Annotated in this window: 21 protein-coding genes and 1 pseudogene; 10 read left to right on the top strand and 12 right to left on the bottom strand. The window is 69.2% G+C overall.

Translation table 11 applies throughout. The features are described from left to right. Nucleotides 1-391: 391 nt before the first annotated feature. Complete coding sequence (locus AS594_RS02960) at nt 392-1,345, top strand: Tat pathway signal protein (protein ID WP_141747147.1); 954 nt, start codon at nt 392-394, stop codon at nt 1,343-1,345. 69 nt (nt 1,346-1,414) lie between these two features. Here AS594_RS02960 and AS594_RS02955 read toward each other — a convergent pair whose 3' ends face one another. From AS594_RS02955 to AS594_RS44450, 3 genes are all read right to left on the bottom strand, one after another. Continuing rightward, the gene (locus tag AS594_RS02955; protein ID WP_069925517.1) at nt 1,415-1,852 is read right to left on the bottom strand and encodes a hypothetical protein; all 438 of its coding nucleotides are present in this window, start codon (nt 1,850-1,852) and stop codon (nt 1,415-1,417) included. 223 nt (nt 1,853-2,075) lie between these two features. Continuing rightward, a complete protein-coding gene (locus AS594_RS02950) occupies nt 2,076-3,479 on the bottom strand; it encodes an MbnB/TglH/ChrH family RiPP precursor modification enzyme (RefSeq protein WP_069933490.1) in 1,404 nt (467 codons plus the stop codon). 6 nt (nt 3,480-3,485) lie between these two features. Next, nucleotides 3,486-3,656 carry a hypothetical protein gene (locus AS594_RS44450; RefSeq protein WP_167367977.1) on the bottom strand — a complete coding sequence of 57 codons (171 nt, stop codon included), beginning with the start codon at nt 3,654-3,656 and terminating at the stop codon, nt 3,486-3,488. 625 nt (nt 3,657-4,281) lie between these two features. Here AS594_RS44450 and AS594_RS02940 point away from each other — a divergent pair. From AS594_RS02940 to AS594_RS02925, 4 genes are all read left to right on the top strand, one after another. Next, nucleotides 4,282-5,469 carry a hypothetical protein gene (locus AS594_RS02940; RefSeq protein ID WP_069925514.1) on the top strand — a complete coding sequence of 396 codons (1,188 nt, stop codon included), beginning with the start codon at nt 4,282-4,284 and terminating at the stop codon, nt 5,467-5,469. Nucleotides 5,470-5,664: 195 nt separating this feature from the next. Then, nucleotides 5,665-6,237, top strand: a complete 573-nt coding sequence (locus AS594_RS02935) for an SMI1/KNR4 family protein (protein WP_069930227.1) — start codon at nt 5,665-5,667, stop codon at nt 6,235-6,237. A gap of 616 nt (nt 6,238-6,853) precedes the next feature. Beyond that, nucleotides 6,854-7,264 (top strand): VOC family protein, encoded by a 411-nt coding sequence (locus AS594_RS02930; RefSeq protein WP_069930226.1) that lies wholly within the window; start codon nt 6,854-6,856, stop codon nt 7,262-7,264. 155 nt (nt 7,265-7,419) lie between these two features. Beyond that, nucleotides 7,420-7,884, top strand: a complete 465-nt coding sequence (locus tag AS594_RS02925; RefSeq protein ID WP_069925513.1) for a helix-turn-helix transcriptional regulator — start codon at nt 7,420-7,422, stop codon at nt 7,882-7,884. A gap of 203 nt (nt 7,885-8,087) precedes the next feature. Here the strand turns inward: AS594_RS02925 and AS594_RS02920 are convergent, their stop codons facing one another. From AS594_RS02920 to AS594_RS02895, 6 genes and pseudogenes are all read right to left on the bottom strand, one after another. Beyond that, on the bottom strand, nt 8,088-9,203 hold the full coding sequence (locus AS594_RS02920) for a sugar ABC transporter substrate-binding protein (RefSeq protein WP_069925512.1): 1,116 nt from the start codon (nt 9,201-9,203) through the stop codon (nt 8,088-8,090). A gap of 453 nt (nt 9,204-9,656) precedes the next feature. Beyond that, complete coding sequence (locus AS594_RS02915; RefSeq protein WP_069933996.1) at nt 9,657-10,181, bottom strand: LppU/SCO3897 family protein; 525 nt, start codon at nt 10,179-10,181, stop codon at nt 9,657-9,659. Between the two features lie 457 nt (nt 10,182-10,638). Beyond that, a complete protein-coding gene (locus AS594_RS02910) occupies nt 10,639-11,583 on the bottom strand; it encodes a hypothetical protein (RefSeq protein WP_069933491.1) in 945 nt (314 codons plus the stop codon). A 403-nt stretch (nt 11,584-11,986) separates the two neighbouring features. Further along, nucleotides 11,987-12,446: pseudogene (locus tag AS594_RS48360) on the bottom strand (ATP-binding cassette domain-containing protein); the annotation flags it as partial. A 38-nt stretch (nt 12,447-12,484) separates the two neighbouring features. Further along, complete coding sequence (locus AS594_RS02900; protein ID WP_069933493.1) at nt 12,485-12,871, bottom strand: GntR family transcriptional regulator; 387 nt, start codon at nt 12,869-12,871, stop codon at nt 12,485-12,487. Between the two features lie 731 nt (nt 12,872-13,602). Further along, nucleotides 13,603-15,273, bottom strand: a complete 1,671-nt coding sequence (locus AS594_RS02895) for an IS1182 family transposase (protein ID WP_079144794.1) — start codon at nt 15,271-15,273, stop codon at nt 13,603-13,605. A gap of 126 nt (nt 15,274-15,399) precedes the next feature. Here AS594_RS02895 and AS594_RS40795 point away from each other — a divergent pair, with 126 nt between their 5' ends. After that, on the top strand, nt 15,400-16,008 hold the full coding sequence (locus AS594_RS40795; protein WP_079148323.1) for a DUF998 domain-containing protein: 609 nt from the start codon (nt 15,400-15,402) through the stop codon (nt 16,006-16,008). Nucleotides 16,009-16,224: 216 nt separating this feature from the next. Here the strand turns inward: AS594_RS40795 and AS594_RS02890 are convergent, their stop codons facing one another. Continuing rightward, nucleotides 16,225-17,139, bottom strand: a complete 915-nt coding sequence (locus AS594_RS02890) for an NADP-dependent oxidoreductase (RefSeq protein ID WP_069933494.1) — start codon at nt 17,137-17,139, stop codon at nt 16,225-16,227. A gap of 142 nt (nt 17,140-17,281) precedes the next feature. On the opposite strand from AS594_RS02890, the gene AS594_RS47180 reads away from it, so the two are divergent. Continuing rightward, entirely contained in the window at nt 17,282-18,619 is a 1,338-nt protein-coding gene (locus AS594_RS47180; protein WP_079148324.1) for a helix-turn-helix transcriptional regulator, read from the top strand. 116 nt (nt 18,620-18,735) lie between these two features. On the opposite strand, the gene AS594_RS02880 is transcribed toward AS594_RS47180, so the two are convergent. Next, the gene (locus tag AS594_RS02880) at nt 18,736-19,626 is read right to left on the bottom strand and encodes a S1 family peptidase (RefSeq protein WP_069933495.1); all 891 of its coding nucleotides are present in this window, start codon (nt 19,624-19,626) and stop codon (nt 18,736-18,738) included. Nucleotides 19,627-20,296: 670 nt separating this feature from the next. Between AS594_RS02880 and AS594_RS02875 the strand changes: the two genes are divergently transcribed. The 3 genes from AS594_RS02875 (at nt 20,297) to AS594_RS02865 (ending at nt 23,727) form a co-directional block, all read left to right on the top strand. Beyond that, entirely contained in the window at nt 20,297-21,688 is a 1,392-nt protein-coding gene (locus AS594_RS02875) for a PucR family transcriptional regulator (RefSeq protein WP_079148325.1), read from the top strand. A gap of 177 nt (nt 21,689-21,865) precedes the next feature. Next, nucleotides 21,866-22,111, top strand: coding sequence for a DUF485 domain-containing protein (locus tag AS594_RS02870; protein ID WP_069934937.1), 246 nt, complete (start codon nt 21,866-21,868; stop codon nt 22,109-22,111). 5 nt (nt 22,112-22,116) lie between these two features. Continuing rightward, complete coding sequence (locus tag AS594_RS02865) at nt 22,117-23,727, top strand: sodium/solute symporter (protein WP_069925505.1); 1,611 nt, start codon at nt 22,117-22,119, stop codon at nt 23,725-23,727. A gap of 148 nt (nt 23,728-23,875) precedes the next feature. Here AS594_RS02865 and xdhC read toward each other — a convergent pair whose 3' ends face one another. Next, nucleotides 23,876-24,691, bottom strand: a complete 816-nt coding sequence (xdhC, locus tag AS594_RS02860; RefSeq protein WP_107357994.1) for a xanthine dehydrogenase accessory protein XdhC — start codon at nt 24,689-24,691, stop codon at nt 23,876-23,878.

Raw genomic sequence — 24,691 nt, 5'->3', positions numbered from 1 at the left:
CGTCTGCTACGGCGGACCGTCTCCGCCCTGCGACGGAGGACGGAGACCCTGAAGGAGGACTCAACGCATCACCGCCGTCCGGCCCCTGACCGCGCTCAGGTTCGCTCACCAGATGCAGCGGAGAGTGACGTGCGTCACAGTGGAATAACGAGTGGTTTGGTCACACGACGCCCATGTCCATGGGCCGAGGCTCGCCCCAGCTGCCTGTCGCCGATCACCTGTCGCAGCCCATCGATCACGGACGTCGAAGTGAACGCCGGGAGGGACGGCTCGTACCGGCTCGCTTGCTTGAACCGCTGACCGGTGCGCTCGCCGTATCGCACGCCCCACTGCGATCAACAACCGCTCCGCAGCGGACGCCGTCCTTGTTCACTTCAGGAGGTCCAGCGACATGACCGCATTGCCCAAGCCCGTGATCGACGCCATGGCCGACCGAGCTGTGCGCCTGCACCACTTGCTGTGGCACACCGCCCGCGACGACTGGGCGATTATGACGCCGGAACAGCAGGAGGTGCTCCGCCACCACGGCTGGGAACCGCCGCGCCCGTCAATATCGGCTCCCCCTCGGGCCATAGAACTTGAAAATGGTTCTGGTGAGGATTTCCTGTTCATGCACCGGGAGATGATCGCCGCAGTCAACGACATACTTGCCGAGCTGGGTGATCCCCAGCATGTACGGGTGGAGGGATGGCCGACCGTTCCCGCTCCGGAAGACAGTGAGTACCCGGTCCCGCCCCCGTTCGATGTCCCGATCGGTGTCCTGGTGACAACCGAGGACATCCGCGGTGCCAAGAGCCCGGAGTCATTCGCCCAGATCCGTGACTGGGAGTCGAAATTCACGGACCCGGCGAGGCTGCGGGGAATGTCACTCGGCCGTCTCGGCGCCCTGGTCGAGTACACCATCCACAACACGATGCACCTGCGCTGGTCAGCCGAAATGCCCGGCTACCGGCCGGACAAGGATTACTTCAACGTCGACCCTCGATGGGACGACGCCGGCTACGACTGGATGGCCGACTTCTACTCCTCTCATGTCAACCCGATCTTCTGGAAGCTTCACGGCTGGGTGGACGCCCGGATCGACGACTGGATGGCGGCCAACGAACTGACGGGGGCCGTCCCGTGGAGTTTCGACCCTCCGTGGAGCGGTCCCGCGGGGCACCACGGGCACGACCCTCATCACCCTGTGGCCCGACTCGCCGTGCGGGCTCAGCCGGGCAGCGCCGAGGCCGACTACCTGGACTCGCGCCTCCGCGCCCTGGAAGCGACGGTCGAGCACGTGAAGCGGGCCGGGGTTCATGAACCCGCCCCCTTCTTCATCTCCAGGGACGTTCGGCTGACCTGACCGCGTGGCGCGCCCGCGTGGAAAGCCCGCCCGGCGCGCAGCGTCCGGGCGGGCTCCGTCACAGACGTGTCAGGCATCCCGCTTTACCGCGAGGAAGCTGGCCGTCTTGCCCGCCGGCGCCACAGCGGTGCCACTTCCGTGGTCCTTCGCGCGTAGCACGGTCCCGGCGAGCGTCATGCGCTGATTCACCCCGGTTTCCCAGTGGCGCAGGACAATGCCGTCGTACTCGTAGTGGTAGTCGGCGATGGAAGTGTCCGGCTGACCTTTGCCCGTCAAGGTGAAGGTCACGGGCGACGAGTTCGACACCTTACCGGTGATGTACATGGATTGCGGTTCGGTGCCCGGCTCCGCGGGAAACACCAACTCGCCGCTGATCGCTCCGGCCGAATCCACGGCCAGCCTCAGCTCCGCCTGTGCGAACCAAAGCTTGTTGAAGTCGTCGACGAGTTCCGGCCGGTTGTGGAAACTTCGGTACGTGTAGGTCCCGGTCAAGTCTGTCGCGTTCATTCGGCCTCCTGCACGATGTTTTTTCGATGCGAGTCAAAGTCCCGGATTCATTTCTTCCCCGAGAAGCGTGCCCCAGGGGTACATTCCGAGGGTTGCTGACTCGCCGTTCGGGGCGGTCGAGGTGCGTGCACCAGGGCGCCGCAACTCGGAATTGTGGCCGCCGGGCGCATGGCGTCAGGTTCGGACGAACCGTCTCTCGGCGGCTTACCGTCTTTCCACGGACTCACCCGTCGACGAGGTGTACCTGGAACTCCCCCCGCGGAGGCGCGACCGGGAGCCGGCCCGCGCCCAGGGCGGCGAGCAGGGCGTTCGGGTCGGTGGTGAGGCTGACGGTGCGGGGGCTGCCCTCGAGGCGGACATGGAGGAGTCCGAGGTCGAGGGCCAGCACGTCCTCCAACCATGGAACTTCTGGACGTACACGGCTCAGGTGACGCGCGAACGCGGATGCCTCCTCCGAGGCGAACAGACGGGGTGTTTCGGCGCTGCTGTACGCGTCCAGGACGTCCCGCAACCCCGCAGCGCCGAGGGTGAGGAACAGCAGGCGCATCGCGTTGGGCAAGGCGCCGGCCAGGGAGCCCCCTCGGGCCTCGGTGATGAGTTCCCGGAGCAGTCCGATGGCGGGGTCGGCCGCCAGTTCCCGGTCCAAGGGAGTGGCCGGTTCGCGTCCGAGGGCCAGGCTTCCGAGGGCGTACTCCCAGTCCTCCGGAGACGCGGTGCCGTCGTCCGGACCCTCGGTGTGCCGCGCCGGGCGGGGCACGGACAGGGGCGGAAGCTTCTCCGGGCGGTCCCACAGCGTGTCCAGTCGCGTCAGCACCGTGCGGACGGCCTGCGCGTCCAGCTCCGGCACGGCGGACGGCGTCACTTCGAACAATACGGCGCGCAAGGCCGGCAGCAGGGGCAGAGTCCGTTCCGCGAGCGCCATGAGGTCCTCGTCGGGCAGGCCGTGATGGGCGTCCAGCCAGTAGCCACGATGGTCGAGGCCACCCGCGAGGTGCACCTCCCAGACCCGGTCCAGCGGCAGCGCCGCGATCAGTTCGTCCGCGCTGCCGCGGCCGTTGCGCTGGTTCGTCAGCACGTTGTGTAGATCGAGCAGCAGCCCGCAGCCACTGCCCTCGGCCACCTGGCGCACGAAGGCGCCGTCGGCCAGTTCGTCGTTCCGGGGTCGCAGGTAGTTGGCACCGATCTCCACTGCGAGGGGCACGGGGAGCTCCTCGGCCATGGCCCGGACCGACCGGACGGCGGACCGGACGCCGGCGGGCGTCTGGCGCGGAGGCAGCATGAAGCCGGTGTGAAAACTCTCGCCGCGGGCGTCGACCTGATTGAACGCCAGGTGTTCGCTCACCCACGGCACGCCGAGCCGCTCGGCGAGTTCGCCGACGAGCGCCGTGTTCCGGGGGTCCGGGAGCCGGCTTCCGCCGACGGGGTTGCCGACGCCGTGCAGTAGTCGGCCTCCGGGCAGGTCCGCCAGCCTGCGCAGCACCTCCTCGTCGGTCGAGATCGTGCCGTCGGCCCGGATGCGCCAGAGGGTCTGCGGTTCGATCTCGACGACCTCCAGCAGATCGGCGCAGGCGTCGAGGATCCGATCGAGACCGGGGACGTAGGTGAGGCCCACGCCGAGCTGCGTCATCGGCCGTTACCGGTTGACCGGCACGGCCACGCCCTGGAAGACCTCACCAGCGGGGTTGACCACGAAGTCCCTGGCGATCTTGATCCTGAGGTCGATTCCGGAGTGGCAGGTGTTGCACCCGTACTGCGTCATCACCTCCTTGATCACGTTCTGCATCTGGTCGAGATTGTTCGCCACAGACACAGGGACGGTGATCGTGACCGGCTCCCATGGGTCAGGAAGGGGCCCTCGTACCGCGTCGTTCGGCATGTGCGTTCCTCCGTTCCGGCCGCGCCCCGCCCCCGTGCGGGAGCCGTGACGACCGCGGCCGCGGGCGGCCATCATGACCCCGATCGGTCACGTGGAGTGAGTCGCCACGCCCGCTTCGTCGCTGAACGTGACTACTCTCGGTCGATCCGCCGACGATGCGGCCGTGATGACGCCGTCCTGGCCGAGGTGCAGGGCAGGGGGCGGCGTTGGTGATTCATTGCTCAACGAGCGTCCGCAGGAAACGGAGTTGCGCTATTCCGTGTGGCGGCACACAGCTGTCACTCGTCATGCGCGGGAGGGACCTGTGGAGGAGTATTGAAGTAAGTACTCTGCGCTCAAGTCCTTTGAAGGAACTGTCGGATTCTCAGTTGTCAGTAGCGCACTCGGTGTCGTTGAAATCGTGACAACACGGGGCAAATCCGTGCCGTGCGCTCTGCCATCAGCCACAGTCAGCCGGGTCAGGGCGATGCTCCCTTGATCCCGCGATCCGGCTGAAGCGCCTGGCTCCGCTCCCCGGATGTGAAGCGGAGCAAGCTGGACACGGAGGGAAGCCATGGGTGAGCTTCTCATCAACACGACAACCAGTGGCAGTCAGTCCCAACCGTGCGTCGACTCAGTGCGCGGTACGCAGTACGAGGCAATGTGGGCGGATGGGAGTGACGTCAGCATCAAGGGACAGACCTTGAATACGGATGGGGTCAAAGTCGGGCAGGAGTTCCCCGTTGCCGCACCGACTCCATCGGACGGCAACGCGAACCGGCAATGGCCGGCTCTGGAATTCTCGGGCTCGGGCTCGTTCGTCGTCTGGACGGAACAACCCTTCAACATTCCGCCACCCCTCCCGCAGGTGAAAATGCAAAGATTCTTCGACGGGCAACCGGCTGGGCCTCAAGTGCGGGTCAGCACCACCGACATCGACCCGACGAACCGGCCTTCCTTGACGCGCCTGATCGACGGCGGCTGCGTCGTCGTATGGACGGGGGCACGCCAGGACCAGCGGATTCGCGCCCAACGCTTCACCATCGAAGGCAACAAGTCCGGTCCTGAGATGACGGTCAACACCACCGAAGGGTTCCACAACAGCCCGGCGGTGACGGTGCTGGCGAACGGAAACTACGTCGTCGCATGGACGAGTGATCCCTCGTCGATCGGAGGAAATCGGCTCACCTACAGGGTGTTCAATTTCGACGGATCGCCCCGGGGAGGCGAGATCCAACCCAACGTGTCCGGTTTCCAGGGCAGGAACTCATTGACCCTTCTCGATACCGGGAAGTTCGTCATCGCGCACATCGAGGGCATCGGCCCCAGCGATCTCGGTGTCTCACAGACCACCGTGGAAGCCAGCATCTTCGACCCGAACGGTGACGGTTCGGTCATCACCAGTGTGATCGCAGGCCCGCCGCGCGACTTCAACCGGTCGTGGCCGGCGCTTGCCCCGATGCCGGGTGGGCGTTTCCTGCTGGCCTGGGTGGAAAAGAGCGCCGTCACCTTCCAGACCGTCCCCACCGTCATGGCGAAGATGTGCTCTGAGAGTCAGCTCTCGCTGAGTGAGAAGGTTCAGGTCAGCTCGGCGACGACCGGTGGCCGTGCCCAGGTCTGCGCCGCGGCGGCCTTCGGGGACGGAGCCGAAAGCGTGTTCATCGCGTGGTCGGACAGCGGGGGCGCCCAGGGGGACACCTCCGATGCCTCCGTGCGCGGGCGGGCCTTTCAAGTCACCTCATCGGGAGAACTGATCGGGTAGGAGTCCCGCCGTTGTGCGGAGCTCGGCCGCCTCAACCGGGTGCGTTGCCGCCGAGGCGGCTCGGCGTTGGTGCACTTCATCGCAGAACCGGGCAGCTGAGGGACGGCCTCCGGCCGGGTGCGGGTGGCAAGGGCGCCGTTTCTCTCGGCGGACCGGGTGATGATCGGCAACCATCCGCCTGGCAACCTGTCCGGCGTGGACGACGCTCTCATCGGCACCCAGGTGCCGCATCGACGACTGACTGATCCGGCTTCGGCGATTCAGGCTCTGGACCGGGCAATACCCGGGCTGCCTGCTCTGCGGCGTACGGGTCCCGCTGGCATTGACTGGGAGCGAGTGGAGACCGGCCTGGGCGTGCGGCTGCCCTCGGACTACAAGCTGCTCGGTGACACCTATCCGTCCCTGGCCTTCGGCGACTTCCTGTTCGTGGGCTTCCCGGCACCCGGACGGGAGAAGGCATGGGCAGAAGATTCCGACGATCTCGAAATCCTGGCGGAGTGGTGTGCGGACGCGGAGACGTCCCTTCCGCTGCGCCCTTTCCCGGCGCCGGGGGGCCTGCTGCCGTGGGCCACGTCGTACTCGGGCGACTACTTCCTCTGGACCACCGCCGGGGCCGGGTCTGACGAGTGGACTGTCACGGTGGCTTCACGCAATGGCGACTGGTGGCACTACGAAGCAGGTGCTGTTCAGTTCCTGGCGGACTTGATCAGCGGGTCTCTGGAGCCGTGGGGGCTGCCGACGGTACGGCCATCCGTCAAAGGCTGCTGAGCGAACCAGGCGCTCCACGTGACGACGGCATGCGCTCCGGGTGCGGCCGGGCAGGAAGGGCTTGGGCTCCAGTACCGCGTCGCGCCAGGAGGCAGGGGAACTCCTCCTGGCGCGACCAGTCATCACTCCCGACTGGCCCTCACTTCATCGCGCACGGCGCGAACGGACCGAATCGCGGTGATTATCTTCTGGGAGAGAGCAGGGACCTGGTCGAAGAGGTGTCCCACGACAGTGAAACCCCCAACGACCGCCGCAGTCCCGACAGTCACCCATCCCGCGAGTTCCATGTAGCTCCTTTCGAAGAGGGATCGGCTAAGGCGCCGTGCCCGCACCCGATCCCCTCTCAGGAGCGACGCGGTACGCCTGTCAGTGCCGACCTCTTCCCGAACTACACAGCCCTTCGGGCCACTTGAGTTTATCCGCCCCCGCCCTGTCGTGTCCTCGTGATCCCAGATGCGATGCGGGGCCGTCGCGGAGATCGCGGGCGCCCGGGGCAGCGGTGCACAGGGGTGGCGTCCGCGTGATGGGGGACGCGGTCGCGGGGAGTGAAACGGGTGGCCGGATCGGTCAGGAATCGAGAAGCGCGGGGAGACGCGGCCCACCTAGCATGACGGGCATGGACATCACCATTCACACCAGTTTCCTTCCGCACGACGACCCCGACGCGTCCCTGGCCTTCTACCGCGACGTCCTCGGCTTCCAGGTCCGCAGCGACGTGGGACAAGGGAAGATGCGCTGGATCACGGTCGGCCCCGCCGATCAGCCCGGCACGTCCATCCTCCTGGCGCCGCCCGCCGCTGACCCCGGGGTGACCGAGGACGAGCGTCGCACCATCGCCGAGATGATGGCCAAGGGCACGTACGGCTGGATCCTGCTGGCCACCAGAGATCTTGACGCCACCTTCGAGAAGGTGCAGGCCCACGACGCGGAGGTCGTGCAGGAGCCGACAGATCAGCCGTACGGCATCCGCGACTGCGCCTTCCGCGATCCCGCGGGCAACCTGATCCGCATCCAGGAGCTGCGCTGAGCCGTCCGGTCGTCGATTCGGCCGCGACGGCCACCGTCGTGACCACTTGAGAGGAGTACGGCGGCCGGTGCTCGCGGGCCACCGTCGAGTACCTCGACGCCTGCCAAGGCGTGCGACCCAGCACTCACGGACATCGACGAAAGTGGAGATACCTCATGTGTCACCCGTCCTGGGGGCGCGCCCGCACCGCGGCGCAGCGCCTGAGCGACCTGGCGCGACTGCGCCGCGTCCGCGACCGGATCGACCGGCAGTATGCCCAGCCGCTCAATGTCGAGGCACTCGCCCGCGGAGAGAACATGTCCGCCGGGCACCTCAGCCGCCAGTTCCGGCTTGCCTACGGGGAGTCGCCGTACGCCTACCTGATGACGCGTCGCATCGAGCGCGCGGCAGCGCTCCTGCGCCGTGGCGACCTCAGCGTCACCGACGTCTGCTTCGCGGTGGGCTGCTCATCGCTGGGCACCTTCAGTACACGCTTCAGCGAACTGGTCGGCATGCCGCCCGGCGCTTACCGGCGCCATCCGACGGGCCCCGCGCAGGGGATGCCGCAGTGTGTGGCGAAACAGGTGACCAGACCGGTCAGGAATCAGGAAGCGCCGGCCGCCGAGCCGCAACCAGCGTGATGGCCATGGCATCGATGGCATCCGTCCCCACTCGAATCGAAGCGCCGCGCAATGTGGTGCTGCCCGCCGCGCGGTGTGGCGCGGCGGGCCCCACGTGGGGATGACGAGGTGCACGCCCGGCTCGGGATCGAGATACCGGCCACCATGAGGTCCCGCGAGTGAAGGGGCGCGGGGTACGGGGTACGAGGGCCGGCCCGGCGGTACTACACGAGCCCGAGCTGCTTGCATTCGGCCTTGAGCTTGGGGATGCAGATCTGCTCCACTGAGTAGAGGCCGTCAGCGACGACGGTCTCCTTGATGTTGTCCTCCGTCACCGCGATGACGGGGATGCGCACCGTCGGGACGGACTTCTCGGTCGGGGTGTCGATGTCCGTGTGCGCGGCGGCGCCGAGCGACATGTGCCTGGCCAGCAGGATGGCCATCTCCGCGGCGGCCTCTGCCTCCGGTGCGTACTGCTTGTAGACGGTCATGTACTGATCACCGGCAACGATGCGCTGCACGGCCGCGAGTTCGGCATCCTGGCCGGTGACCGGCGGAAGGTCGGTGACACCGGCGGCCTTGAGCGCGTCGATGATTCCCCCCGCCATGCCGTCGTTGGCGGAGTAGACGCCGGTGATGGCGTCCTTGCCGAGGGCGGCGATCGCGGCCTGCATGTTGGCCTTGGCGTTCTCCGGCTTCCAGTCCTTGGTGTCGTACTCGACGCCGATCTCGACCTTGCTGTCCAGCTCGGTGTGGGCGCCCTTCTTGAACATGGCGGCGTTCGGGTCGGTGAGGGCGCCGTTGATCATCACGACCTTGCCCGACGCCGCCCCGGACCCCGAACCGGCCCCGGCCTCGCCCGACAGGGCCTTCAGCAGGGACTTGCCCTGGATGTGGCCCACCTGTTCGTTGTCGAAGGAGACGTACCCGTCGATGGGGCCCTCGGCGAGGCGGTCGAAGGCGACGACCGGGATGCCGGCGTCGTCCGCCTTTTCTATCGCGCCGGCTATGGCCTTGGAGTCCACCGCGTCCACGATCAGCACGTCGACGTCCTCCGCGATCATCGATTCGAGCTGCCGCGTCTGAAGCTCGGCGTCGTTCTTCGCGTTGGCGTAGCGGACCCTGCCCTTGCTGTTGGTCTGAAGCGCGATGCGCTCCTCGATGACCGGCTTGTCGAACTGCTCGTAGCGCGCGGCCTGGTTCTCCGGGAGCAGCAGACCAACAACGATGTCGTCACTCAGCCTCACATTCGGTTCCTCGTTCGTGCCGCATCCGAAGAGGGACATGGCCATCGCTGAGGCGGCGGCTGCGACTGCGGTACGACGCAGAAGTGCGTTCATTGGTTGAATCCAAGCTCCCTGGCAGGCCGCATCAATTGCGGCCAAGGTGGCCGAAAGCCAACTATGTGGTTGGGGAAGCGTCAAGATGCGTACGATTAACGTGACCGCAACGTGATTCTCTGTAAACAACCGTGTAAGCATCTGTGATCGCGGGAGCTGCCGGGCCGTCAGCCGGTAGCCGGGCTGCTCACGAGGGCGGGCCGAGGCGTGCCGGAGCGAGATGAGTGTGAAGGGCTCCCGGGATCCCCCTGCCGCCGGTCGCACTGCCAGCGAGAAGTGACGATAAGTCAGCCCTACGGGCGGTAGGGCCGGGGCGCCGGGGGAGGAGAGCAGGGCAGCCGGGTCAGGCCGGCCTCCCTGCGTACGGAAGGCCGAGGGAACGCGCCCGCTGGGGTCGTATCCTCGTAGCCCCTCTCCGCCGGGGAGCCGGGTCGCCACTGTGTCCGGAGGGGATCAGCGCACCGGTGCCAGGCACAGTGCCGAACCGTCCCTGCTGTAGTCCGGATAGAGGACGTACGCGCCGGCGGGACAGGAATCGTCCGGCGACACGCGGTACTGGCTGTCACTGTCGGAGCAGCTGATGCGCTCGATGTCCTGCTCGGGCCAGGCCGCGTTGTTGCGGACGCAGTCACCGACCGACACCTGGGCCGCCGCCCTGTCACCGCCCGCCACCAGGCCGATGACTGCCAGAACGGTCACCATGGCGAGCGCCAGGCCGACGGCGAGGAGGGGGATGAGGGCCGGGGGCCGGGCCAGTACACGCTTACCGGGGTCGAGAGGACGCCGCACGGCACCGACCGGAGCGGTCAGGCGGCGGAAGACGGCGCGCGACCCGAGATTCAGGAGCACGGTGAAGGGCGTGATGACCATCGACAAGGGGCCCCACCAGCCTTGCCACAGCGTGTCGGAGGTCATCCGGCGGTAGAACGCCGTGCCGCAGTCGCGGCAGAAGTCACCTTCCCGCTTGAGGAAGCGCATGATCACCAAAAAGCCCTGATGTCCACGTATGACCGCGTGCGCGGCCGGCCGCGCACCGCACACCTGGCATGAAGGCCCGGCGGGGGGCCCGTACGGAGCACCCCACGGGAACGTCGCATGCTGTGCGTACGGCGAGGAGCTTGCGTGCGGTGCACCGCCATACGGGGCACCCTGATGGGCGGAGGAGTACGAGCCGAGTGGCGGCGGGGTGGACACGACGATCTCCCGGTAGTTGACGACGGGTCACCCTAGCGGACCACCTCACGACCATCCTGGGTGGTGATGCGGCCGGACGCCGTGCCCTGACCCACGTCGCCCGAGCAGCCAAACGCTGAACCCGGCCGGACGGCTCAGCCCGGCAGGTTCGCCAACACCCGGTCATCTCCTGACCGTGCACTGACTGCCCAGCCGCAACGATGCCGGCACGACCGCCCAAGCGGCGCACGGGAGCGGGCGGTCAGGGAAGCCTGCGCCGCAGCACCCAGAACGCGGCGCCCACCGTAGCGGCGGTCAGTGCCAGGACGATGCCGGTCTCGACCAGTTGGATCGGCCAGTAGTGCGAGGTCGGGTGGATCTTCGCATAGAAGTCGACTGCCCCGTGATCCGACAGGCACGTACTGAGATCGCCGGGCGCGGCCTGGTTGTGGCAGTCGAGACCGCTGACGCGCTCCCCGGATTTCATGATCATCCCAAGTTCGAGCTGATCGACATGGTTGAGTGCCGAGTCCCACGGGCCCCGCACCTCGCTCGCAGGCCAGAGGGAAGACCGGACTCGGTCGCCCAGGTGGTACGCCAACCCGATGCCGACCAAGGCCAGGCCCATCGCGGGGGCGGTGCGGCGGGTGAGCAGCGCCGCCAGCCCGCCAAGCGCCAGTCCGAGCAGAACGTACGCCGGGCCCACTGCTCCGGCGGCGTGGAAGTATTCGCTGTTCCACCGGTTGATGCCGTCGCCGGGACCGGACAGCCACGCCCACCGGAACATCAGGGTCAGCACCGCCGTACCAGCGAGGAGAGCCACCGCCGGCACAGCGAGCTTCGTGGCGAGCCAGCGGACGGGGGACACCGACTGGGTCCACGCCAAGGTGGTGGTGCCGTGCTCCAGTTCGCGGCCGATCAGTGCAGCGCCTGCGCAGGCGGCGATGGCGCACGGAAGCCAGGCGAGGAGCTGGGCGTACCGGAGTTCAAGACCCCAGTGGCGCACGCCTGCCGTGCATTGCAGCAACCCCGCGCCATCACCACAGCGCTCACTGTACGAAGCAGCTCCCTGTCCCAGTTCGTAGAGCCAGAGCAGCCCGCCGGCCCCGGCGACGACCATGGCCGCCCAGACCCCGAGCGGCACCCGGTGCAGCCGCAGCACCGCCCAGGTCAGGCCCCTGCGTGGGAAATGCGAGAGAGTGGTCATGCGACAGCCTCCTGGCTCGGTGCGGACGAAGCGCTTCTCGTGAACAGGGCGGGAGCGCCGGGGTTGCGGAGGTGGGTCAGGATCAGCTCCTCCATGGAGGGTTGCTCGACCAGCCACGAGGCCGTGTCGACCGGACCCCGGGGGCGCACGAGGGCGGTATGGCCGCGGCCTGTGGCGCCGGACTCCACGACGGCGTGCGGCGTGAAGTCGGACGAGGTGCCGGTGAGGCGCGCGTGCGCGGTCAGTACCTCCTCGCTCTCCCCGGCGAGCCTGATCTGCCCGCCCCCGAGCAGCAGGACGTAGTCACACGCGCCCTCCAATTCGGTGAGGACATGAGAGGACATGACGACGCTGGTGCCGTGCTCGACCGCGACGGCCAGCAGGGTGCCCATCAGCTGGTGGCGGGCTACTGGATCGAGGTCCGCCATCGGCTCGTCCAGCAGCAGCAGTTCGGACCGTTTGCCCAAGGCCAGCGCCAGGGCGACGCGGGTGCGCTGGCCACCGGAAAGGGTACGGATCCTGGTCTTCGGATCCAGACCGGCGGCGTACGCGGCGCGTTCGGCGGCTTCTTGGTCCCAGCGGCCCCTGTTGAGCTCGGCGCCCAGCCGGAGCGTCTCCGCCACGGTGAGCTGGGGATGGAGCGGACGAGTCTGCGCCACGTAGCCGATCCGCGGCCGAGACTCGGCGGGGCCGGCCCCGAGCACCCGCAGCGTTCCCCCCGTCGGGCGGAGAATCCCCGCCGCCAATGCCAGTAGCGTGGACTTGCCGGCGCCGTTCGGGCCGACCAGTGCGCATATCCGACCGGCGGGCAGCCGGAAGGAGCAGTCCCGCAGGACCGGATCGCGGCGGCGGCCGTAGCGCATCACGAGTCCTCGGGCCTCAAGCGCGGCCGGTTCCCTGCTCATTGCTCCCCCTCCGTGAACTCCTGCTCCAGAGCGGAGCTGAACAGTGCGGCGACGTCCTCGCGAACGAGTCCGCCCAGGTGGGCTCGCTTCATCCAGTCGGCCAGCTCGTCGGCGAGCGGAGACTGAGTCGCCGCCGCCTCCAGCGACTTCTGCACGAACGTGCCGAGGCCGCGTCGTGCCTGCACCAGGCCCTCGCGCTCCAGCTCCCGATAAGCCTTGAGCACGGTGTTCGGGTTGATGGCTGTCGCCTCCACGACCTCGCGGGCGGTGGGCAGCCTGTCGCCCGGCTCGAGCAGGCCCAAGCGCATGGCGCGCTTGGTCTGTTGCACGATCTGTAAGTACGTGGCTATGCCTGTGCCCCGGTCGATCCGGTATTCGATCACTACAACCCCCCTTCAACTAATCAAGTAGTGAAAGGGTGATGGATGGTGGCGGTCCAGGTCAAGCCCTGGCGCGTATCCGGTGTGAAGCCGGCTGTTCCGCCTACGCCACCGCAGTCCCGGCCGCGGGTGCTTCGGGCGGGGGCGGCCGGCGCGCTTCCCGACCGGTACGGACCACCGGGGGACGGTCTCCTGTTGGCCGGCGCGGGCAGCACGTCTGCGCCGGTCCCGGCCCGGCAGGGCAGGCCGGTCGGGTACGCCGACGTGGCTCGGTCGCTCCGCGTGTGCCCCGCTGCTCGAACCACGTCGTTCGGATCTCGGCGGTGGACTCCGCCAACACGTCGAGGTCAGGGCCGTCGCTGTCCGGCGAAGCCGACTGTGAGCTGATCGGGTTCCACTCCGCCTGCGTGCCGCGCGGAGGAACGACCGAGCGTTCTACCTCTGATCTTGCGCAGTGCTTCACCCTTCAGCACTCTGCTGAGAATCCGCGAATCGGGCTGTCAGACCGCGAGGATGAGGGCTTCGAGGTGGGAGGAGCGCGTGCCGCCGAGCGGGGTGCCGGCGGTCAACGTCGCCAAGGCCGCCGGACTGGCGGTATCAGCCTGCGGAGCGCGGGTAAGACCGGGACCCGTCCCGGCGCAGCGCGAAGAAACAGGAACCCACCCGAAGCCCAAGCCGGTGACCACCGCAGGCAGGCGGGAATCTCCGCCCTTTAGGACCCCGTTGCTGATCTTTCATTTCGAGGGGCGCGCGAGGAGGCGGCATAAGTGGGTGGTGCGGGTGCGCTCAGGGCGGTGGCCTTGCTGCCAGGCATCGATCCGGATGAGGTTGACGGCCGTGGCGGCAAGGCAGTGTCCGAGGTGGGTGGCGGCTGCGGTCCGGTAGCGGCTGCGGCGTGCGCGGGTGCGGTGGATGATCTGGCAGACGGTGGCCTCGATTCCGGCGCGTCGGCGGTAGCGATCCCGCCAGGCGTCGGTTTCCTGTTCGCGGCGGCGCTGCTGGAGGGCCGCTCTCTGGGCGGGCTCGCGCAGGGTGAGTGCCCGCCCCCACTTGCCGTTGCCCGCTGTCGTGCACTGCGAGCGCAGCGGGCAGACACGGCAGGTCGCCGCGTCGAAACGGATCTGGACCAAGGGGACGCGTGTGCGGCGACTGCTGCGGGTGGCAGCCCAGGAGACGCTGGTGTGCCCACCCGGACAGATCGCCTCACGTCGAACGTCGTCGATCTGGAAGTGGTCGTGGCCGAACCGTTGGAGGCCGTCGCCTCCGGCGACAGGGCGTGCAGGGCCGACGAGGTCGATGCCGTGTTCCTGACGGGCGCTGACCAGGGTGCCGGCCGTGACGTAGCCGCTGTCGACGAGCTGCTCGGTGGGCAGCAGCTTCCGCTCGGCGAGGCGGGTATGGATGCCGGGCAGGGCCTCGCTGTCCCCGTCGGCCGCGGTAGCGGTCGCAACGTCCGTGATCAGCCGGGGTGTTTCGTCGTCGCAGGTCTCGGTCAGGTGCAGCCAGTAGCCCGTCCAACTGATGGTCTTCTTGGTGCCGTAGCGCGCCTCGGTGTCATAGGGGCTTACCAGCATCTGGTGCGCAGGGGGCAGGTCCTCGCCTTCACGGACGTGCACGCCGCCCGGACCACGGTGGTACTGCTGCACCCACACCTGGCGCAGGATCTGCAGGGCGGGGATGCGGCGCAGCCAGTCGGGCGCATCGGGCCTCCAGGTAGCCGTGAGCAGGTGGAATCCGTCCTCGCCGACCTGACGCAGCCAGCTGTCGCGGTCCTGGCCGTCGGGCAGCCCGTGCCAGGAGTCCACGCGCTCTCCGTACCGGCCCAGCCAGTCGGTCTCCCGTTCTGCCAGGGACTGCTCCAGCCAGTCCGGTGCAGCAGCGGCGAGCGCCTCCAGGGCAGCACGCAGGGTCTCGGCGACGAACTCCATCCGGTTCAGCAGGCGCACGTCGGCGACCACCCGGGTGGAGTCGGTGCGCTGGCGTCCGCCCCGGCGCAGCAGCCCCTGGCCCGCGGCGGCCTCCAACACCGCCTCCAGGACGCGCTCTTCAAGTCCGTGTGCGACCAGCCGGGCCCGGAACCGGGCCAGCAACGAGTGGTCGAACCCACTGTCGTCGAGATCCAGGCCCAGCAGGTATTTCCAGTCGATCCGCGCCCGCACGGCCTCGGCGGCCTGGCGGTCGGACAACCTCTCGGCGTACTGCATCACCGACACCATCGCCAGCGCGCCGGGCGAGGCTGCCGGCCGCCCATCAGCCGGGAACGCGGCCGCGAACAGTGCGTCATCGAAGATCTGTCCCAGACTGTCGCGCAGCCGTATCGCCAACGAGCTCTTCGGGAAGGCCCTGCGCGCCACCCGCCGGGTCAACTCCGGGATCTCTCCACCCGCCCACGACTCCAACGACACTTGAACATCACCGCCAACGAACTCGATCCTCCACCCCACCATCCCGCTTCCGCACCGGGTACGAGGGGAGATTTGAGAGATCAGCAACGGGGTCCTTTAGGGCGGAGAGGATGTCAAGGTGGGCTGATGCGACCAGTTCCCCGGTGGGCCCTGCTTTCGTCGGGGTGCGCCCCCGTCCTCTTGGTCGGCGGCTGGACGATCGCGGCACTACAGCAGGGGCCCGGCTACGATCCGGTTACCCAGACGATCAGTGTCCTTGGGGCCCATGGGGCCCATGGGGCTGCGGGATTCTGGGTGATGACCGGAGCACTCCTCGGTCTGGGCCTCTGCCATCTGCTCACCGCCTGGGGGCTACGCGCAGCCGCGCTTGCCGGACGTGTGGCGCTGGGCGCCGGTGGAGCGGTGGCGTTGGTGGTGGCTCTGCTCCCGGTGCCGAGCAGCGGGGGGTCACTGGTCCACGGGTCGGTCGTCGCGGTCGGTTTCACTCTCCTGGCGGTGTGGCCGGTCCTGGCCGCCGATCGCGGCGGAACCGCACCATGGGGACTGCGGCCCGCGCCCTCCATCACGGTGACGATTCTCATGGGCGTCGGCGCAGGCTGGTTCCTGATCGAAATGCAGCGTCAAGGTGCCGCCGGTGTTGCCGAACGTTTTGTGACATGCGTTCAGTCCCTTTGGCCCCTGATGGTCGTCGCTTCATGTCTCTGCCGTCGCTGCGACGACGAACCTTCCAGGTGACCGGGCGCGGGCGGCCGGACAGGTCGGCCCCGGCCGCCAGGACCCACGAGCCCACGGGCTCACGGGCCTACGACGGTGGCCGTACGTCCGGTGGTCCCAGTACGTCGGGTGACCCAGTACGTCCGGTGAGACCCGGTGCGCATGGCCGCGTTGCAGGGGCATCGCCTGCTGACCCGGAGCCGCGTCGGGCGTGGCGGCCGGGTCAGCGGCCTGGCGTCAGGGCTTGATGATCAGCTTGCCCCGCGCATGTCCGGCCTCGCTCAGCTCCTGCGCCTTCGCCGCGTCCGCGAGCGCGAAGACCTCGGCGATACGGACGTCCAGCAGCCCCTCGGCGGCGAGACGGGCGTGTTCGGCCAGCCCCGCCCGGATGACCTCGGGCGCCGTACCGCCGGCAGAGAAGACCACGCCGTGGTCGGCGGCGTTGGTATCGGCGATGGTGACGACACGGTCGGCGGCGCCGCCGAGCAGCTCGATCGACAGCGGGAGCACGCCGTGCCCGGCCGTGTCGAAGACCGCGTCCACGCCCTCAGGGGCGGCCGCCCGTACCCGCTCGGCCAGCCCGTCCCCGTACCTGACGGGAACCGATCCGAGCGCACGCAGGTACTCGTGGTTCGCCTCCGACGCCGTGCCGACGACCGTGACTCCGGCGGAGGTCGCGAGCTGTACGGCGACCGAGCCGACCACGCCCGCCGCGCCGTGCACCAGCAGCACCTCGCCGGACTTCACGCCCAGCAGGTCCAGTACCCGCTGGGCGGTTTCGCCGGCCACGGGCAGGGACGCCGCCCGCTCCCAGGAAAGGGCGGCGGGCTTGGCCGTGATGTGCCCGGCCAGCGCGTACTGGGCGTAGGCGCCCGTCGTCGTCCAGCCGAGCACCTCCTCACCCACCGCGGTGTGGGTGACACCCTCGCCGACCGCGTCCACGATTCCGGCGAACTCCAGGCCCGGTACGGCCGGCAGTGTCGTCGGGTAGAACTCGTCCATCCATCCGTTGCGGATCTTATAGTCGAGCGGGTTCACTCCGGCCGCCATCACCCGCACCCTGACCTGGCCCGCTTCCGGCTCCGGCTTACGCACCTGGTCGTGACGCAGGACCTCCGGACCGCCGAACGTGTCGTGAACGATCGCTTCCATGACTGACTCCCCGCTGCTGACGCTGATCGGTTGACGTCCACAGCCTCCGCCGCCGGGACGGCCGTTCGGACAGGTCTTCGGGACAGTCCGTACTGGCCGAAAGACCAGCCGTACGCGACCCGGCCCTGGCTACGCTGGCCGAATGGAGCTGACAACCACCGGGACCGTGACCTTCCTGCCCACGGCGGACACCGCTGCCGCCGACGCGCCGGCCCTCTCGCCCGGCGCCACCGCCCTGGCCGCACTGACCGCGGGTTACGACGTCATCCGGCAGCCGCTGGGGCAGATCCTGCCCCGGCTGTCGGCGGTTCTGGCGGAGGCGGTCCCGCACCTGGCAGCCGCCGAACTGTCCACCCACTGCGCGCACTCGCCCTTCAAGGTGGCCGGTGAAGCGCCGTTCGCCACCCGGATCGGCGCGGCCGACCTGGAACCGCTCTTCCTCGCCGGTGTGCCCGGCCGGCCGTGGCAGGGCGCGGCCACGATCGCCGGGGCCGAGCGGCCCGTGGTCGCCGTGATGTCCGACGCGACGCCGCGGGGCGCGCTGCTGGTCCTCGTACGCGAGGCCGGCGCTCTACCGGTGGAAGAGGGCGCGCTGGCCGTAGTGCAGGCCCTGTGGTCCCTGGTGACCAGCCACTTCGACCGGCTGGCGACGGAGGCGACCCCCGGCGCACTGGCCCGCTCACGCGCCGCCGCCGACACCCGGGCCAGGGTGATCGCGGAGCTGAGCGAGAGGCACTCGGCCGCGCTGACCGGGCTGTTGGGGGTACTGCGCAGCCGTAACCTCGACGACGCGGCCGCGCGGGCCACCGCCACGGAGCTGGCCGTGACCGCGCTCATGGAACTGCGGACCGAGACGGACCGGGACAAGGCCGTCGCCGAGGAGCGGGCGGACGAAGCCTTCGGCCGGCTCGCGGACTCGCTGCGCGCGCTGCTGCGCCACAGCCGCGTCCAACTGGAACTGGGGCCTCTCGACTCCGTCCGCGGGGTCGCCGCAGACGTGGCGCACGCGGCGCGGGCGATCGTGCGGGCGGTGGTGCTGACCGTGCTGGAGCAGGAGACGACGACCCGGGTGCGGGTGGGCTGGCAGATCACCGAGCAGGAGTTGCGCGCGACCGTACGGGACGACGGGCCGGGCACGATGTCCGTGTGCGAGCTGGGGTCCGCCCGCATCGCCGACCGGCTCGAAGTCCTCGGCGGGCGGCTGGAGGTGGACGCGGTGCCCGGCTGGGGGACGACGGTCACCGCGGTGGTCCCCCTGGCTACGCCCGCCGCCCCGGCATCCGCCGATCCGCTGAGCTCTTTGGGGGCGCGGGAACTGGAGGTGCTGGCGAGACTCGCGCTCGGGCACCGCAACCGGGTGATCGCGCAGGAACTCCACATCAGCGAGTCGACCGTGAAGTTCCACGTCGCGAAGATCCTGACGAAGCTGGGGGTCGCCTCGCGGGGCGAGGCGGCGGCCCTGTTCCACGCGGCGGCGTGAGCACGGCCCGCTGCCCGGCTCCGCGGCGGCGGGACGGGGCAACGGGCCGTCACGGTCAGCGCCCGGCGGGACCGGTCAGCGCCCGGCAGAGGGCCGGGCAGCGGGTTGTCGGCCGGTCAGCGCCCGAGCAGGCGCTTGACCTTCTTACCCTTGGCCGACTCGTCGAGCGTCTTCCACAGCTTGGCGGAGCCGGTGTAGGTGTAGACGCCCGGGGCTCCCTGCTCGGCGCAGCCGTCTCCGTACGACACGATGCCGATCTGGTAGACGCCCTGACGGCCCGGCAGCTTGCGGAACAGCGGGCCGCCGCTGTCGCCCTGGCACGAGTCCTTGCCCTCGACGCCTGCGCAGACGTTGACGCTCTTGTCGTAGCCGGGGTAACTGGCCTTGCACTCGATGTGCGAGAGCACTGGCACGTTCACCGCACGCAGCCGGTCCGGGTACTTCGGGACCTCGGTGTCGGTGTTGCCCCAGCCCGCGACCGTGGCCGAGGCGCCGGGCCGGATCAGGGCGTCGGTCCCGGCGGTCGGCAGGTGGACCGGCGCCGTGCCGCGGACCGGCTTGTCCAGTATCAGCAGCGCCATGTCGTACGCCTCATTGCCCTTGGCGTACCTCGGGTGGACGACGATGTCGGCCACGTTGCGCAGCGATCCCTGCCGCTTGTCCGACAGCAGGGTGCGGCCGACCGTGACCTCGATGGTCTTGGCCTTGGTGCCCTCGACGCAGTGCGCGGCGGTCATCACTACGTCCTGCGAGAGCAGGCTGCCGCCGCAGAACTGCCGGTCCACGGCGCTGTCCCTGCCCTTGTTCAGCAGTGCGGCCATGAAGGGGTACGTACCGTTGGGCTTCGCTGCGCCGCCGATGATGTAGGCGCTGGGCCGGTCGCCGTCCTTCGCCACCGGTGCGGCCTGGGCCGTACTCGCACCCGATATGCAAAGGGTGAGCGCCGCGCCGGCCGCCAGACCGGCGACGGTCGTCCGCCCGGAGCGGCGGAGGAATGGAATTCGCATGGGGGGTTTCTCCGATTCGGTGAAATGACACAACGGCCGCATACGAGCGCATGACGAACCGACGGATCGTCAAAAGCCGTCTCAGCAGCGTGTGTTGTAACGCTGACCTACATTAGAAGCCCGAATATGAGCACGTCAAAGAAGGAGTGCGAGATTTCGTCGCCGACATCTCGCGCTGTCTTTCCCGCACATGTTCCCGCGCATGGTTCCCGCCTCTCTCAGACGGAAAAAGGGAGGGGTGGGTTCACTCGTCAGCCGGATTTCTTAACCGTCACCGCCCATCGCCGCCCACGGCCGCGACCCATCGCCGCCCATGGCCGCGCCCCCATCAGGCGCTATCCGTCTCCCGCCCACGCGGTGGCCTGCCCACGTGCCCGCCGTCGCCCCCCGGCCCCGCTCGCCGCACGCCACGTCCTGCCGCTCGGCGGTGAGGGGGCGCCATCCGTACCGCCGGGCCGAATGTGGCGGAATCATCACGGTTTCGCTGAGCCCTCGCCCTGGGCTAACCGACTGCTTAGCATGGTGGCTTCCCGGAGGACGCCGCCGCCTTCCACGCTCCGGCGGCCGACCCTGTGGAGAAACCGCACAGCGCACCGCACAGCGCACCGCGCAGCACACACTTGGCGATCCGCCGCGGTGTTTTGGCACGTCCCGTCCGTTTGGAGGGTCCATGCACACCAACGCCATTTCCGGCAGCGCTCGTACCACCACCCCTGTCGGCACCGGCCGCGGCGACGAGCGCCTCCCGGCGACGACCGGCAAGCTCCGCGCCGAGCTGAGCCGGGAGGGCGCTCGCGGCCACGACGAGGCCGTCGGCGGGCCGCCCGCCGCCGCGGCGGAGTCCACCGCGCTCCAGCTCTTCGATCGTGCCTGCCGACGCCTGCTGGGACGCGGTACCGACTTCACCGACACCGTCGTCGAGAAGATCCGGACCGAGGTCCAGTACTACGCGGACCCGCTCGCCCCGCCCGACCTGCGGCGGTCCGTGAGCACCGGCGTCCGCCACGGGCTGGAGGCGGGCCTGGACCCGGGCAGGCTCGTGGACGTCGAGCGGTACACCAGGGAACTGGGCATCCGGCGCGCCGAAGAGGGCCGCCCCCTCGACGAGGTGATGCACGCCTACCGTGTCGCCGGCTCGGAGGTCTGGAGCGGGATCGTCCGTGCGGTGGAGCGGCACGGGCTCGGCGACTCGCGCCAGCTGGTGCACGTGGCCGAGCTGGTGTGGAAACACAACGACCGCGACGCCGTCCTGGTCGCCGACGCCTACCGGCAGGTCGCCAAGGGCGTCGCCAGCCGGCACGGTGAACGCGTCCGCCTGATCCTCGCCGCCCTGCTGGAGAGCCGCAACGAACCCGACTTCGCCCGGGACGCGGCGGCGATCCTCGATCTGCCGCTCGACGGACGGTTCGCCGTGGCGATGATAGGAGCCACACCGCCGTACGGCCGCCTGCCGGAAAGCGTCCCGGAGGTGCACGGGATACGGGTCCTGCGCCATACCCGCGGGCAGCGCGCTGTGCTCGTCGCGCACCTGGGCGACCGTCCCCTGGACGCCCTGGCGTCGGGCCTGGTCGCCGGTACCGGACTGCGCATCGGCATCAGCCCGGTCGTACAGGGGCTGCACAGCCTGTCCCGGGCCCGTGACATGGCCGGACTCGCGCTGCGTACGTGCCGGGCCGACGGCGAGATCGCCCGGCTCGACTCCCGCCTGCCCGACGGCCTCCTGCTCTCCCGGCCCGACCTGTCCGCCGAACTGACGCTCCAGGTGCTCCAGCCCATGTACGACCTGGAACCCGCGGACCGCGACACCCTGTTCGCCACCCTCGGAGTCTGGATCGAGAAGGGCGGCTCCGCCGTCCAGACCGCCCGGCACATGCTCTGCCATCGCAACACCGTGCTCAACCGGCTGCGCCGCTTCGAGCAGACAACGGGTCTCGCTCTGTCCCGGCCCCGCGATCTGGTGCAGCTCACCCTCGCCCTCGACGCACTCCGGCTGCTCGGGCCGGCCGCCGCCCCCGGCGCGTCCGGCGCCCAGGAGCCATCGCGTCCCCCGTCGGCCCTCTGACGACCCGTGGCCCTGAGGGGCGCGGCCGTGGTGGGCATCGGCACAGTGAACACACCGTGCCGTTGGGCGTCGACAACAGCGCGGGCACAGAGCGTGGACCGGCCGGGCCGTAGCTGTTCTGGTAGGCCCGCATCAGCGGGTAACCCGCCCGCCCTCCACGCCCGCCAGGAGACCGCCATGTCCCGCCAGCACGCTCCCCGGCTTCATCATCGGCCCCATCCGTACCGCCCGGGCCGGTCCTTCGCCCTGGTCAACGGAGTGACCTTCGGCGTACACCTGCTGCTCGCCCTCTTCGCCGCCGAGTTCATGGCCACTCGTACCTGGGGAGAAACGAACATCGGCATGCTGGCCATCCTCGCCCAGGGCTCCCTCCTGCTGTGGACGGCGGTGCGGTACGACCGCCACGCGGACGTGGAGTACTGATACCGATGACGACCGCTCAGCTCGTGCTCGCCGCCTCACCCGGTGCCGGCGTCCTGGACTCGGACACGCGCGGCATGGTTCTCGTGGGATTCCTCGCGTTCATCGTGCCCATCCTCTTCATCTGCGTTCTCAGCGGTCCCGCGCGGGACCGGGTCAACGACTTCTACACAGCCGGTCGCGCGCTCTCGCCCCTCCGCGGCGCCCTCGTGCTGTCCGGCGTCTACCTGTCGGCGGCCACGGTGCTCGGTACAACAGGAACCGTCGCGGTCTTCGGCTACGACGGTCTCTTCATAGCCCTGTGTACGGTGCTGTCCCTCGGCGTACTGCTCCTGCTGGCCGGCCCCCTGCGTGAGCGCGGCCTCTACACCTTCGGCGACATCTTTGCCCTGCGGGCCCCCGGGCCCGCAGCGAGGATCGCGGTCGCCGTCGTCACCTTGAGCGTCTGCGTCCCGTACCTGGTGGTGCAGCTCTCCGGTGCGGGAGTGACCACCGCGATGCTGCTGGGGCTGTCCGGTCCGGGCCCCGAACAGACGTCCATTGTCATGATCGGCCTCCTCGTCGTCTGCGCGACGACGTTCGGCGGGATGCGCGGCATGATCACCCTCCAGGTACTCAAGACGGTCGTACTGCTGGGCATGGCCCTGGTCGTGGCGGCGGTGGTGCTCGACCGTTTCGGCTGGAGCACCGACTCCCTGATCCACGCCGCCGGGCAAGGCAGTGGCCGTCCCGCCGCCTACCCGCAGCCCGGGCTGCGCTTCGCCGGCACCGGCGGAGCCGAAGGCACACTCGACTACATCGGTCTGATGATCAGCATCGTGCTGGGTGTGGCATGCCTGCCCCACGTCGCGATGCAGCTCAACACGGCACCCGACGGGGCCGCCGCCCGCCGTACGGTGCGCCACACCATCGGCATGGTCGGTGCCTTCTGCCTCACCACAGCCGTGCTGGGCTTCGGGGGAGCGGCGCTGGTCGGTGCTCCGAAGATCCTCACAGCGGATCCGGGAGCCACCAGCACGCTGCTGATGCTCACCGGCGAACTGGCGAGCGGCTCGTCCACGGGCGACGCCTGGCTCGTCGTCCTGGTCTCCTGCGCGGTGTTCCTCACCACGCTGGCGGTGGTCGCGAGCGTCACCCTGGCGGCGGCGGGGGCGGTCGCCCACGACCTGGTCACGCATGTCGTGCGCCGAGGCCGCACGACGGAGGGCCGCGAGGTGGCCGCCGCCCGCATGGCGTCCGCCGGGGTCGGACTGCTGAGCATCGGGCTTGCGGTCGGCGTACAGGGCTGGAACGTCGGGTTCCTGTCTGCCCTCGCCCTGGCGGTGGCAGCCTCCTGCCTGCTGCCGGCCCTGGTGTACTCGCTCTTCTGGAGCCGCTACACCCGCGCCGGACTTCTCTGGACGCTGTACGGAGGTCTGTTCTGCGCCATCGGGTTGCAGATCTCAGGACCGGTCTTCTCGGGCTCGCCGATGGCGCTCCTGCCGGACCGCCACTTCGACTGGTTCCCGCTCCAGACGGTGGTCCTCGTGTCGATGCCGGTCGCCTTCCTGCTCGGCGGGCTGGGCAGCATCGCCGGAAGACGCCGGACGCCGGCGTTCACCGAGCACATCCCGGCATGAGCCGGGGAACCGGTGGCGGGGCTCGCTGATCAGCCCGCTGAGAGCGCCGCCTGCGAAGGGATGGGTACGGGCACGCCGAAAGGGTGCCCCGCGCGGGTGCGTTCGTACGAGCGCGACGCGGGGCACCCTGTCGATCCGGTGGAGAGAGTCAGTTCCCCTCGGTTTCGAAGGCGCGCAGCAAATCGGCAGCGACGCTCACGGCAATGGTCGCGGGTTCCTTGCCGGTGATGTCGGCCAGCCCGATCGGGGTCTTGATCCGATCGATGGTGGCCTCGTCTTGACCGCCCTCGGTGGCGAGGCGCTTGCGGAACCGTACCCACTTGGCCGCCGACCCGATCAGCCCGATCGAGCCGAGGTGGTTGGTGCGCAAGGCGGCGTCGCACAGGGCGGCGTCCTCGGCGTGATCATGGGTCATGATCAGGATGTGGGTACCGCGCGGCAGCTCCTCCAGCACCTCCTCGGGCAGCAGCGGCGTGTAGTGCACGTGCACCTGCGCCACCGCGTCCGCCAGTACGTCGAGCCGCTCCTCGGTGAGGATGGCGGAGCGGGTGTCGATCAGATGGAGGTCGAGGTTCTGACGTGCCAAGATGCGCGCCAGTTCCAGCCCGACGTGCCCGACGCCGAAGATGGCCACGGCCCGTACCACCGGCAGCGGTTCGAGCAGCACCGAGACCGTGCCGCCGCAGCACTGCACGCCATGCTGGTTGGTCACCTTGTCGTTCAAGGCGAAATCGATCAGCTCCGGCTCCTGCTCCGGGTTGGAAGCGGCGATCATCTCCCGGGCCCGGTCGATCGCGACGGCCTCGACGTTGCCGCCACCGATCGAGCCCCACGTCTCGGTCTGCCCCACAACAAGCTTCGCACCGGCGTCGCGTGGGGCATGGCCGCGCACGGTCGCGACAGTCACGAGCACGCCGGACTCCCGTCGTGCCCGCAACCGTGCGACCGCGGCGACCCACGTCAT

The organism is Streptomyces agglomeratus, assembly GCF_001746415.1.
Lineage (GTDB): Bacteria > Actinomycetota > Actinomycetes > Streptomycetales > Streptomycetaceae > Streptomyces > Streptomyces agglomeratus.
The sequence above is the reverse complement of the archived record's forward strand: the minus strand, read 5'-3'. Positions and strand labels throughout refer to the sequence as shown.